Genomic DNA, 11,911 nt, shown 5'->3' with positions numbered 1-11,911 from the left:
GCCTCAGCGGCTTCCGCTGCGCGACGGCGTCGGGGCGGGCACGGCCACCGCGGCCAGCACCCGCGCGACGATCATGTCCGGGGTGACGTCGTCGGACAGTGCCTCGTACGACAGCACCAGCCGATGGCGCAGCACGTCGGCGGCGAGCTCCTCGAGGTCCTCCGGCACCACGTAGTCGCGGCCGCGGATGAACGCGAGCGCCCGGGCGGCGAGCACCAGGTTGATCGAGGCGCGGGGGCTGGCGCCGAAGGTGAGGTACCGCGTGAGGTCGCCCAGCCCGACGTCGGCCGGGTTGCGGGTGGCGGCGGCCAGGCGGACCGAGTACTCGATCAGCGACGGGTCGACGTACACCTCGTCGACCTGGGCCTGCATCGCGACCAGGCGCTCCGGGTCGACGACCGCCTGGGTGACCGGCTCGGGCGCGATGGCCCGCTCGACGATGACGAACTCCTCGGTCGGGCTGGGGTAGCCGACCAGGACCTTCATCATGAACCGGTCGACCTGGGCCTCGGGCAGCGCGTAGACGCCCTCGGACTCGATCGGGTTCTGGGTGGCCATCACCAGGAACGGCCGCGGGATCCGGTGCGTCTCGCGCCCGATCGTCACCTGGCGCTCCTGCATGACCTCCAGCAGCGCGCTCTGCACCTTGGCGGGGGCGCGGTTGATCTCGTCGGCGAGCAGGAGGTTGGTGAACACCGGGCCGAGCGAGACCTGGAACTCGCCGCTCGGTTGGTGGTACACCCGGGTGCCGACGATGTCGGCCGGCACCAGGTCGGGAGTGAACTGGACCCGGTGGAACTGCCCGCCGATGGCCGCCGCGAGCGCCTTCACCGCGAGGGTCTTGGCCAGCCCCGGCACGCCCTCGACCAGGATGTGCCCGCGGGAGAGCAGGGCGACCATCAGCCGCTCCAGCAGCGCGTCCTGGCCGACGATGGTCTTGCGGACCTCGTAGAGCACCTGCTCGACGGCGGTCGCGGCGGGCCGGTTGTCTGGTACGTCCATGCTGTAACCCTTTCGTCTACTGCTCAGGCGCGGGTTCTCCGGGGCCGCCGGCGCCCAGGGCGGCGCCGATCGGCACGGCGAAGCCGATGCCGACGAACGTGCCGGCCGGCGTCGGGTTGGCCAGGGCCACGACGATGCCGATCGTCTCGCCCCTGGCGTTGACCAGCGGCCCGCCGGAGCTACCCGGGTTGACGGCCGCGTCGAACTGGATGAGCCCGGTGAGCCGGGTGCCGTCCGGGTTGACCGCGCTGCGGTCCAGCCCGGACACGACGCCGGCGGTCGCGCTGCTGGTCAGGCCGAGCTGGTTGCCGACGGCCACGACGGTGTTGCCGACCGCGAGCCGCCCGGAGTTGCCCATGACCGCCGGCACGACGAGGTCGGGCAGGGTCGCCGGGGTCAGCACGGCGATGTCGGTCGCGGGGGCGGACGCGGCGACCTCGGCCGTGGATTCGGTACCGTCGGCGAACCGGACCTTGACCGCCGTGGCGCCCTTGACCACGTGGAACGCGGTGATGATGTTCCCGGCGGCGTTGGCGATCACCCCGGTGCCGGTGGCCACCCCGTCCGGCTCTGTCGACTCGATCGACACGATGGACGGCGCCACGGCCTGGTAGACCTGCGCGAGGGTCGGCGCGGACGCGCTCGGCGACGGCGACGCGGCCGGCCGGGCCGCCGCCGGCGCCGCGCTCCCGCCGCCGGCCCGGAACGCGAGCACTGCGGTCACGATGATGGCCAGCACCACCACGGCGACGCCGACGCCGAGCTCCCGGCGGCCGACCGCGACGGCCGGGCGGGCCCCGGCGGGCTCGGGCTCCGGCTCGCCGGCCGGGGTCTCCGCGATCACGGTCACCTTGGGACCGGCCCACTGGGCGGGCGACGGCACGGGCTTCCCGGCTGGGCGCATGGGCCAAAGATAACCGTGTCAGCTGGGAGATCGGTAAGAGTAGGTTCGGTTGTTGTGGCAGACATGCATCGGGTCGATCTCGGCGAGGTCGGCTATGCGGACGCGATCGAGGCGATGCGCGGGTGGGTCGCCGAGCGCCAGGCCGGCACCGCCCCCGACCGGCTGTTCCTGCTCAGCCATCCGCCGGTGATCACCTACGGGGCGCACACCCCGCCCGCCGACCTGCCCCGGGACGGCTCGATCCCGACGGTCCCGGTCGACCGCGGCGGCCACGCCACCTACCACGGCCCCGGCCAGCTGGTCGGCTACCTGGTGGTGAACCTGCGCGAACGGGGCCCCGGCGACGTGGTCCGCTGGCTGGAGCTCGCCCTGATCGACGCCCTCGCCGACCTGGGCTTCCCCGCGGTCCGCCGGGACACCCCGAAGGGCGCCGACAGCCTGGTCGGGGTGTGGACGCCGGAGCACCACAAGCTGGTCTCGATCGGCATGCGCATCCGCCGCGGCGTGACCAGCCACGGTTTCGCCCTCAACATCGATCCGGATCTGGGGGTGTACGACCGGTTCGTCGCCTGCCGCATGCCCGGCGTGACGATGACGTCCCTGCGCCGCCTCGCCGACGCCGCCGGCCGGCCGACCCCGAGCGAGGCGGCCGTCCGCGACGCCGTCGCCCACCGGCTCGGCGTGAGCGCCCGGCTGGATCTTCCCCGGGTCGGCGGCTGACCGGGCCCGGCGAGCGCGATGGTTGCCGCGCGCGCCGGGCCGGGCCTGACCGACCCGGTCAGGCCACGGCGATCACGGTCTTGCCGCGGGCGTGGCCGGCCTCGACCCTGGCGTGGGCGGCGGCGCCCTCGTCCATGCCGAAGACGGCGGCCACGTGGACGGTGACGACCGCCGCGCCCTGGCGCAGGGCGGCGGCGTGGTCGCCGGCCGGGTCGAAGCGCAGCAGCCGGATCCCCTGCCGCTCCGCCGCCGCGTCCACCAGCGTCACGACCCGGTCCGCGTGGCCGGTGGCCCGCACGAGCTCGAGCGCGCCGCCGCGCCCGGCCACGTCCACCGCCGCGTCGACGCCACCGCCGATCCGCTCGGCCAGGCCTGGGCCGTAGGTCACCGGCTCGGCGCCGAGCGAGGCGAGGAACTCGTGGTTGGCGGGGCTCGCGGTGCCGATGACCCGGGCGCCGCGGGCGACGGCGAGCTGCACGGCGATCGCGCCGACGCCGCCGGCCGCGCCGTCGAGCAGCAGGGTGGTGCCGGGCCCGACGGCGAGGGCGTCGAGGGTCCGTACCGCGGTCTCGATGCTGCCGGCCGCGCCGCCGGCCTCGGCCCAGCTCATGCCGGCCGGCTTGGGCGCCCAGGCGTCCAGCAGCGCGTGCCCGGCCGTGGTGGCGCCCACCGGGCGCAGGCCGAACACCTCGTCGCCGGGGTGCACGCCGGTGACGCCAGGGCCGACCTCGTCCACGACGCCGGCCGCGTCGAGGCCGACGATGTAGGGCAGCCGCAGCGGCACGCGGTCGCGCCAGACGCCGGAGCGCAGGGCGGCGTCGCCGGGGGAGACGCCGGCCGCGCGGACCGCGATGCGGATCTGGCCGGGGCCGGGATGTGGTTCCGGAACATCCTCCACCTTCAGGACGTTCGGGTCACCGTACTCGTGAAACATCAAAGCTCGCACAGTTTCGGCAGCGTAGGGACGCAGGGGGCGGCATGGCCACGGATCGCGGCGAAGTGAGACCGGCGGGGCCGCAGGTGTCCCGGAACGTGCGCCGCGACGCCGCGCACAACCGGGCCCGGATGCTGGCCTCCGCGCGCCGCCTGGGGCCCGCCGCCGGCGCGCGGGAGGTGGCCCGCGAGGCCGGGGTGTCCGCGGCGACCCTCTACCGGCACTTCCCGACGCTGCGGCAGCTGTTTTCCGAGGTGTACGCCGAGCAGGCCGCCGCCTGCGGGGACGCGCTGGCGCGGGCGGTCACCGACCCCGACCCGGCGCGCGGCATCCGCGGTTTCGTGCGGCACGCGTTCGCGGTGCAGGCCGCCGAGCCCGGGTTCGTGGCCGCCTTCCACCGGTTCTCGGCCGCGGCGCCGGACCGGGCCGAGGGCCGGGAGCGCTTCGCCGGCGAGCTGGCCGGGCTCGTCGCCCGGGCCCGGGACGCGGGCGCGGTGGGGCCCGGCGTGACGGCGTCGGACCTGCTGCTCGTCCTCGCCGCGCACGGCGGGCTCATGGCCGGCCCGGCCGCGCAGCGGCTGGCCCGGTCACGCCGGCTGGCCGACATCGCCCTCGCCGGGCTCGGCCTCGCGGAGGGGTAGCAGCCACTCCCGCATGCCGGCGAAGACCTGGGGCCCGTTGTCGTCGGTGACCGTCTGGGCCAGGCCGGCGATCGTCACCGCGCGCAGCGACGCCCGCCACGCCTCGTCCGCGGCGGTCATCGCCCGGTGGATCGCGCACGGCCGGATGCACTGCTCGGGCGGCGTCGCCAGGGGCCCCCGCTGGCGGATCTCGGTGCACTGGAACGCCGGCCGGGGCCCGTCGACCGCCTCCACCACGTCGAGCACGGTGATCTCGGCCGGGTCGCGGGTGAGCGCGTAGCCGCCGGCGTGGCCCTGCACCGCGTGGATGATTCCGGCCCGGGCCAGGTTTTGCAGCTGCTTGGCGAGGTAGCTGCCGGAGACGTCGTGCAGCTCGGCGAGGCGCGCGGCGGGCACCGGCTGCCGGGCCGCGGTCAGCACGACGCAGCAGTGCAGCGCCCACTCCACCCCGCCGGACATCTTCATGCGCACATCCTACTTGACTCGGACACGTGATGTCCGAGTAGCATCCCGGATAGAAGTTGTCCGAGTTTGGAGGTACACCATGAAGATCGTTGTCATCGGCGGCACCGGCCTGATCGGCCGCCGGCTCGTCACGCTGCTCGCGGAGGCCGGCCACGAGGCGGTGCCGGCCTCACCCAGCTCGGGCGTCGACACGCTGACCGGGGCCGGCCTCGACGCCGCCCTGTCCGGCGCCGACGTCGTGGTCGACGTGTCCAACTCGCCGTCGTTCGCCGACGACGACGTGCTGGCGTTCTTCCGGACCTCGACCACCAACCTGCTGGCCGCCGCCTCCCGGGCCGGCGTCGGGCACTACGTGGCCCTGTCGGTGGTCGGCTCGGACCGGGCCCCCGGCAGCGGCTACCTGCGCGCGAAGGTGGCCCAGGAGCAGCTCATCGCCGCCGGCCCCCTGCCGTGGACGGTGCTGCGCGCCACCCAGTTCTTCGAGTTCGCCCCGGGCATCGCGGCCTCCTCGGCCGACGGCGACGCGATCCGCCTGCCCTCGGCCCTGATCCAGCCGGTGGCCGCGGACGACGTCGCCGCGACCCTGGCGCTGCTGGCGCCGGACCAGGCCGCCAAGGGCATCGTCGAGCTGGGCGGCCCGGAGCGGATCCCGCTGGACGAGTTCGTGCGCCGCTACCTGTCGGCGACCGGCGACGCCCGCATCGTGGTCACCGACCCGTCCGCGCCCTACTTCGGCGCCAGGATCGACGACACCATGCTGGTCACCGGCCCGGACGCGCACGTGGGCCAGGTCCGCTACACCGACTGGCTCGCCGCCCGCTGATCTGCCGGACGGTCTCGCGCCGCCTCGATCGTCCCCGCGCCCCCGGCCTTCGCTTCAGTCGTCCGACCGGCCGAGATAGATGATCTGCTCGCCGACGTCGGGGTCGACGATGTGCTCGGCCTCGGCGAAGATGCGGTCCCAGGCGTTCACGGGCAGGTTGGGGTTGGCTGCGGCGGGTTCGGCCGTGGCCGGGTCTTCGAGCAGCTCCAGCACGCGCGCCGCGGTCAGCCGGCGGTCCTGCGCGGTCCATCCGCGCACCCGCGGGTCCTCGTCGCGGCTGAGCCGGTCGACGAGCCCCGCCGGCGCGTCCGGGTCGAGGTGGGCCAGGGCCCGCAGCCGCGGGTCCGGCGAGTCCGCCCCGGCCGCCAGGCCGCGGCGCGGGAAGCTCGGGTGGTGCAGCATCGCCGCGGCCGTGATCACCCGGGACTCCAGGTAGGTGGCCAGCACCGTCTCGCCGGGCACTACCCGGTGGTTCTCGCACAGCAGCAGCCGCACCGCGAAGTCGCCGTCGGCGGCCAGCACCGCGATCTGCTCCGGTTGCAACCGGGGGTTGTACGCCACACTGCGCCGCAGCCCGAGGTGCGCGGAGCGGACGCAGCGCTCGATCTCGTCGGGGTCGGTCGTGGTCGTCGCCCAGCCGGCCGGCCGGATCCGGTCGCCCGGCGCGACCCGGTAGTCGATCGCGGCCCGCTCGGCCTCGGTCAGCTCCCGCCGCATCGACACGGCCAGCCGTACATCGGGCTCCGGGTCGGCGGCCAGCGCGGCGACGAGCTCGGCGGGCAGCGCCGGGTCGCGGGCCGCGTTCGCCCGCTCGTACTGGTCGGCGGACCGGGCCAGGACGTCCGGGTCCGCTGGGTCCGCCGGGCCGGCCGGGCGGTCCGGCTCCCGGAACTCGGCCGGCGCGTGGTAGGCGGAGCGGACCGTATCCCGCACGGCCGGGTGCTCGTCGGCGGCGAGCCGGGCGTAGGCCCAGTGCGGCAGCAACGGCTCCCGCCGCTCCCAGTAGGCGCGCCACTGCGGCCCCTCGGCCAGCGCCGCCCGGACCTTGCGCGAGGGATCGTCGACGAGCCGGGCGCGCAGCTCCGGCGTCAGGTGCTCGGACTGGGCGAGCGCGGCGCGCACCTCGGCGTCGGGATGCCCGGCGAGGGTGTCGAACGCCTCCCGGGTCCACTCGCGCCGGGACAGCACGGTGTGATGCATTCGCTCGGGGTGTGTGTACATCCGCAGCAGCGCCGGACCGGTGAGGGTGGGGTTGCGGGCGAGGCCGCGCAGGCGTGCGCGCGGCGGGTTGTTGTATCGGGTCCAATACGCGGCATTGGCCTTCATCGTGGTACCACTGTAGCCATGCACCGCCGCCCGAGCGGGCCGGCCTGCCCCGCGACGAGGTCCGCGAGTCGTGGCTCGGCGCGGCGGGCTTCGCCGGCACCGAGATCCTGACCAGCCCCACGACCGCCGCCCTGGTTCTCACCCGCGTGCGCTGAGCCCCGCCCGCACCGGCCCGCGCGCACCGCCCGGCCGCCGTGGCCGGGCCGGCTACCGGGGGGCGCCGAGGCGCGCGCGGGCGAGGGCGTCGGCCTCGGCGGCCGGGGTGGTGCCGTTCGCCTGGGCCGCGGCCAGGAGCCGCCGCAGCGTGTCGCCGATCGTCTCGACCCGGGCGGTGGCCGCGGCCGGGGTGGCGCCGTGCAGCTCCACCTCGGTCGCGTAGACCACGCCGCCCGCGCTCACCACGTGGTCGGGCGCCCACACGATGCCGCGGGCGTGCAGGAGGCGGGCCGTGGCGGGCGCGTCGAGCTGGTTGTTGGCCGGCCCGGCGACCGCGCGGCAGCGCAGCCGCGGCACCGTGTCCGGGGTCAGCAGGCCGCCCAGGGCGGCCGGGACGAGCACGTCGACCTCGGCGCCGAGGATCGCCTCCGGCGCCACCCACTCCGCGGCCGGGAACAGCGCGCGCTTGCCGTCGTCCACGTCCGAGACGAGCACCCGGTGGCCGGCGGCGAGCAGCCGGCCGGCGACGTCGGCGCCGACGTGGCCCAGGCCCACGACGGCGAAGCTCTCGCCGCCGAGCACGCGCAGGGCGGCCATCACGCCGGTCGCGGTGGCCGGGGAGGAGTCGCCGCTGCCGCCGGCCCGCTCCGGGCGGCAGAACACCTGCCGGGTCCGCTCGCCGACCACCGCCATGTCGTCCGGGCCGGTGCCGACGTCCGGGCCGGTCGCGTACGCCCCGCCGAGGGACTCGATGACGTCGCCGGCGTCCCGCAGTACCGCCGAACGGACCTCGGCACCCGGATCCGCCCCGCGGGGCAGGGGGACGACCGTCTTGCCGCCGCCGTGGGCCAGGCCGGCGACCGCGCACTTGGCGGTCATCGCGGCGGAGAGCCGCAGCGCATCGTCCAGGCCGTCGCGCCAGCCGGCGTAGGGCTTCAGCCGCAGGCCGCCCAGCGCCGGGCCGAGCGTGGTCGAGTGCACGGCGACGATCACCGGCAGGCCGCTGCGGGCTCCCCGGCGTACCACCACATGTTCGTGATTCATGCCCGAACGCTATTGCGTTGCCCGGCCCGTCTCGCTTGGAACCGAACTTCGTTCGGAGAAATCCGTAAAGTCACGGCCGTGGACGAACTTGATGCGGCGATCGTCGAGCAACTGCAGCGCGATGCCCGGCAGACCAATCGCGACCTGGCCGCCGCGGTCGGCATCGCACCCTCGACGTGCCTGGAGCGCGTGCGGTCGCTGCGCGAGCGGGGCGTGATCACCGGCTACCACGCCGAGATCAGCCTCCCGGCGCTCAACCGGCACGTCCAGGCGCTGCTGCACGTGCAGATCCGGCCGTTGAGCCGGCCGGTCATCGAGGCGTTCAAGGGGTACCTCGCGACGCTGCCCGAGGTGCTGTCGTTCTTCGTGCTGGCCGGCGGCGACGACTTCCTCGTGCACGTCGCGGTGCCCAGCGTCGACGGGCTGCACGCGTTCCTCATGGACAAGTTCAGCCAGCGCCGGGAGATCGTCGGCTTCCGCAGCTCGGTGGTGTACCAGCACTCCCGGGCCAACGTGGTCGAGCCGCTCGACATCTGAGGAAGTACATATTGACCCCACTGATGGTCTGGACAACACTGGTGGGCACGATTCTGACAACGTTGACATAGCTGCGACCTGCGATCTTCTGTGGCTTGCGACATCGTTGTCAGGCGGGTTTTCCCGTTCCCGTCCGCCATCGGGAGGGCATCATGAGACGCCTGCTCACCGTCCTGGCCGCCGCGCTGCTGCTCACCGCCGCGGCCGTGGCCGTGCCGCCGCCGGCACCGGCCGCGGCCGGCACGGTCGCCGACTATCCGGAGTTCCCCTACCCGGCCACCGCCTACGACGAGGCGTTCCGCGGCCAGTACCACTTCAGCCCGCGCGCCGGCTGGATGAACGACCCCAACGGCATGGTGTACTACCGCGGCACGTACCACCTGTTCTTCCAGCACAACCCGCACGGCCTGGCCTGGGACACCATGCACTGGGGCCACGCCACGAGCACCGACATGGTGCACTGGGTGCAGCGGCCGATCGCGCTGGAGCCCGGCGTCCACCCCGGCGACCTCTGGTCGGGCAACGGCGTCGTCGACACCGCCAACGTCACCGGCCTCAAGACCGGCAGCGACGACCCGATCCTGGTCTTCTCCGGCACCAACGGGGTGACCATCCACTACAGCACCGACGGCGCGAAGACCTTCCAGACCTACGACCGCGGCCGCAAGGTCGCCGTGCCCAGCGGCACCAGCCGCGACCCGCACGTGTTCTGGCACGCCGCCTCCGGCCGCTGGGTGATGGTGGTGTGGAACGACGGCGGCGGCAACGGCGCCACCTTCTACACCTCCACCAACCTGCTCAGCTGGACCTACGCCAGCCGGTTCGCCGCCGACTGGTTCTTCGAGTGCCCGGACATGTTCGCCCTGCCCGTGGACGGCAACTCGGGCAATGTGAAGTGGGTGCTGACCGACGCCAGCGGGGAGTACGTCATCGGCTCCTTCGACGGCATGACGTTCCACCCCGACTGGTCCTCGCCGCAGCGCATGGACCAGGGCGCCAACGCCGCCGACGGCACCTTCTACGCCGGGCAGACGTTCACCGGCGTGCCCGACGGCCGGGTGGTCCAGATGGCCTGGCAGCCCGGCAACCACGGCAGCACCTGGACCGGCGACCAGACCTTCCCGGCGGAGCTGCAGCTGAAGACCTTCCCCGACGGCGTGCGGATCACCCGCAACCCGGTCCGGGAGATCTCCTCGTTGCGCAGCGGCGGCGTGTCGGCGACCAACCGGACCATCACCACCAGCGCCTCGAGCAACCCGCTCGCGGGCACCAACGCCGACACCTACGAGATCACCGCCGAGTTCGACGCGGCCGGCGCCTCGGCGAGCTCGTTCGGCCTGAAGCTGCACACCCGCGCGGACGGCAGTTACGACCGGGCGGTGACGTACGACCGCGCCGCGCAGACCCTCTACGGCAAGCCGCTGTCCCCGGTCAACGGCCGGGTCAAGGTGCGCGTGCTGGTCGACCGCGGCCAGCTCGAGGTCTTCGGCAACGACGGCCGCCTGTCGGTCAGCGACAACGTGAACTTCAACTCCGCGGCCGGCAGCCAGGGCATCCAGGTGTTCGCCACCGGTGGCTCGGTCAACCTGGTCTCGCTGCAGTTCTACCGCCTCGGCAAGGCCTGGGGCACCGGCGAGTCCACATTGGACAGCAACCTGTCCGGCCCGTGGACCGCCGCGGGCGGCACCTGGACCGACGTCTCCGGCGGCAAGCAGGGCCAGGCGCCCGGCGACGCGTTCTACCTCAGCAGCAGCACCGGCGGCGACTTCACCTACCAGGGCGACGTGCGCATCACCAGCGGCGTGGCCGCGGCGCTGACGTTCCGGGCCAGCGCCGACGGCACCCAGCACTACACGGCCAACGTCGACGCGAACGGTCTGGTCAAGCTGTGGCGGCCGGGCCGGGACATCGCCGTCTACAACACGCCGATCACGGTCGGCCGGACGTACCATTTGAAGGTCGTGACCAACGGCTCGCGCATCCGGGTCTATCTCGATCAGGGCGCCACCCCGGTCATCGACGCGACCGACACCGCGTATGCGTCGGGCCGGTTCGGGGTGAACGTCTTCAACGGCACCGCGGTCTTCGGCAACGTCAACGTCAACACCGCCGGCTTCTCGACCAGCCTGCCCGGCCCGTGGAAGCCGGTCGGCGGCACCTGGGTCGCGCCGTGCACCGGCCTGGCCGTGCACACCCCCGGCGACGCGTTCTACCTCAGCGGTACGACCGCCGCCAACCTCACCTACGAGGGCGACGTCCGGGTGGTCAACGGCGTGGCCGCGGCCCTGACGTTCCGGGCCAGCGCGGACGGCACGCAGCACTACACGGCCAACGTCGACACCGGCGGCCTGGTGAAGCTGTGGCGGCCGGGCCGGGACATCGCCGTCTACCCGACCACCATCCTGGAGGGCCGCTGGTACCACCTCAAGGTGGTCGCCCAGGGCGCGAGCATCTCGGTCTACCTCAACGGCACAAAGGTCATCGATGCGACCGACAGCACCTACAGCAGCGGCTACCTGGGCCTGAACGGCTTCAGCGGTACCGCCACCTTCAACAACATCGTCGCCACGGTGTGATCTATGGTGTGCTCCTGTGAGCACGTCACCGATCCGGGTGGAGATTGACGGGCGCGAGCCCACGATCGAGGAGCTGTACCACCCGATCCTGGTCAACTACGGCCACTTCACCGCCATGCAGGTGCGCGGCGGCCGGGTCCGTGGTCTGGGACTGCACCTGGACCGCCTGGCCGCCGCCACCCGCGAGCTGTTCGGCACCGAGCTCGACCGGGACCTGGTTCGCGCCCGCCTCGCCCACGCCGTGCGCGACATCCCGGACGCGGCGGTGCGGATCAACGTCTACCGCCCGGCGGAGCTGATGGTCGTCGTCGCGGTCCGCCCGCCGACCCCGCCGCCGGCCGCACCCGTCGCGCTGCGGTCGGTCCGCTACGAACGCCCCGCCGCGCACCTCAAGCACGTGGGCGGCTTCGGCCAGGCCTACCACGGCGCGCGCGCCCGCGCCGAGGGCTTCGACGACGCCCTCCTGGTGGATCACACCGGCGCGATCGAGGAGTCGACGGTCGCCAATGTCGCGTTTTTCGACGGTACCGAGGTGAGCTGGCCCTCCGCCCCGCACCTGGCGGGCATCGCGATGCAGCTGCTCGCCCCGCGCCTGCCGTCGCGCACCGCGCTGGTCACCTTGGCCGACCTGCCGTCGTACCGCGGCGCGTTCCTCACCAACTCCATCGGCACCGCCCCGGTCAGCCGGATCGATGACGTCACCTACGGCGTCGACCCGGCACTCATGCGACTGGTCGCCGCCGCCGAGGCGGCCGTACCCTGGGACCCGATCGCCGCCTAGAT

At 73.9% G+C, this 11,911-nt stretch carries 12 protein-coding genes; 6 read left to right on the top strand and 6 right to left on the bottom strand.

Annotated features, from left to right (window positions below; all coding sequences use genetic code 11):
* Positions 1 to 3 precede the first annotated feature (3 nt).
* Complete coding sequence (locus ACQPXD_RS29195; RefSeq protein WP_432824514.1) at positions 4 to 1,002, bottom strand: AAA family ATPase; 999 nt, start codon at positions 1,000 to 1,002, stop codon at positions 4 to 6.
* A gap of 16 nt (positions 1,003 to 1,018) precedes the next feature.
* Positions 1,019 to 1,906: a S1C family serine protease gene (locus ACQPXD_RS29190; protein ID WP_432824513.1), complete on the bottom strand. Its 888-nt coding sequence runs from the start codon at positions 1,904 to 1,906 to the stop codon at positions 1,019 to 1,021.
* A 63-nt stretch (positions 1,907 to 1,969) separates the two neighbouring features.
* On the opposite strand from ACQPXD_RS29190, the gene lipB reads away from it, so the two are divergent.
* Positions 1,970 to 2,626, top strand: a complete 657-nt coding sequence (gene lipB, locus ACQPXD_RS29185) for a lipoyl(octanoyl) transferase LipB (RefSeq protein WP_432844000.1) — start codon at positions 1,970 to 1,972, stop codon at positions 2,624 to 2,626.
* Between the two features lie 58 nt (positions 2,627 to 2,684).
* Here lipB and ACQPXD_RS29180 read toward each other — a convergent pair whose 3' ends face one another.
* Positions 2,685 to 3,572 (bottom strand): NADP-dependent oxidoreductase, encoded by an 888-nt coding sequence (locus ACQPXD_RS29180; protein ID WP_432824512.1) that lies wholly within the window; start codon positions 3,570 to 3,572, stop codon positions 2,685 to 2,687.
* 74 nt (positions 3,573 to 3,646) lie between these two features.
* On the opposite strand from ACQPXD_RS29180, the gene ACQPXD_RS29175 reads away from it, so the two are divergent.
* Complete coding sequence (locus ACQPXD_RS29175) at positions 3,647 to 4,201, top strand: TetR/AcrR family transcriptional regulator (RefSeq protein WP_432824511.1); 555 nt, start codon at positions 3,647 to 3,649, stop codon at positions 4,199 to 4,201.
* On the opposite strand, the gene ACQPXD_RS29170 is transcribed toward ACQPXD_RS29175, so the two are convergent.
* On the bottom strand, positions 4,148 to 4,666 hold the full coding sequence (locus ACQPXD_RS29170) for an RrF2 family transcriptional regulator (protein ID WP_432824510.1): 519 nt from the start codon (positions 4,664 to 4,666) through the stop codon (positions 4,148 to 4,150). The two genes, ACQPXD_RS29175 and ACQPXD_RS29170, sit on opposite strands and share 54 nt — an antisense overlap.
* 79 nt (positions 4,667 to 4,745) lie before the next feature.
* Between ACQPXD_RS29170 and ACQPXD_RS29165 the strand changes: the two genes are divergently transcribed.
* A complete protein-coding gene (locus ACQPXD_RS29165; RefSeq protein WP_432824509.1) occupies positions 4,746 to 5,489 on the top strand; it encodes an SDR family oxidoreductase in 744 nt (247 codons plus the stop codon).
* A 54-nt stretch (positions 5,490 to 5,543) separates the two neighbouring features.
* Here the strand turns inward: ACQPXD_RS29165 and ACQPXD_RS29160 are convergent, their stop codons facing one another.
* Together ACQPXD_RS29160 and ACQPXD_RS29155 are read right to left on the bottom strand one after the other, a co-directional pair.
* Positions 5,544 to 6,815 (bottom strand): hypothetical protein, encoded by a 1,272-nt coding sequence (locus ACQPXD_RS29160; RefSeq protein WP_432824508.1) that lies wholly within the window; start codon positions 6,813 to 6,815, stop codon positions 5,544 to 5,546.
* A gap of 207 nt (positions 6,816 to 7,022) precedes the next feature.
* Entirely contained in the window at positions 7,023 to 8,015 is a 993-nt protein-coding gene (locus ACQPXD_RS29155) for a Glu/Leu/Phe/Val dehydrogenase dimerization domain-containing protein (RefSeq protein ID WP_432824507.1), read from the bottom strand.
* Between the two features lie 78 nt (positions 8,016 to 8,093).
* Between ACQPXD_RS29155 and ACQPXD_RS29150 the strand changes: the two genes are divergently transcribed.
* From ACQPXD_RS29150 to ACQPXD_RS29140, 3 genes are all read left to right on the top strand, one after another.
* Positions 8,094 to 8,552: an Lrp/AsnC family transcriptional regulator gene (locus ACQPXD_RS29150; protein ID WP_432824506.1), complete on the top strand. Its 459-nt coding sequence runs from the start codon at positions 8,094 to 8,096 to the stop codon at positions 8,550 to 8,552.
* Positions 8,553 to 8,704: 152 nt separating this feature from the next.
* Entirely contained in the window at positions 8,705 to 11,128 is a 2,424-nt protein-coding gene (locus tag ACQPXD_RS29145; protein ID WP_432824505.1) for a GH32 C-terminal domain-containing protein, read from the top strand.
* A gap of 16 nt (positions 11,129 to 11,144) precedes the next feature.
* Entirely contained in the window at positions 11,145 to 11,909 is a 765-nt protein-coding gene (locus ACQPXD_RS29140; protein WP_432824504.1) for an aminotransferase class IV, read from the top strand.
* Positions 11,910 to 11,911 lie beyond the last annotated feature (2 nt).

The organism is Dactylosporangium sp. CA-092794 (genome assembly GCF_050948465.1).
Taxonomy (GTDB): domain Bacteria; phylum Actinomycetota; class Actinomycetes; order Mycobacteriales; family Micromonosporaceae; genus Dactylosporangium.
Note: the sequence above shows the minus strand (reverse complement) of the source record. Positions and strands in the feature narration are given on the sequence as shown.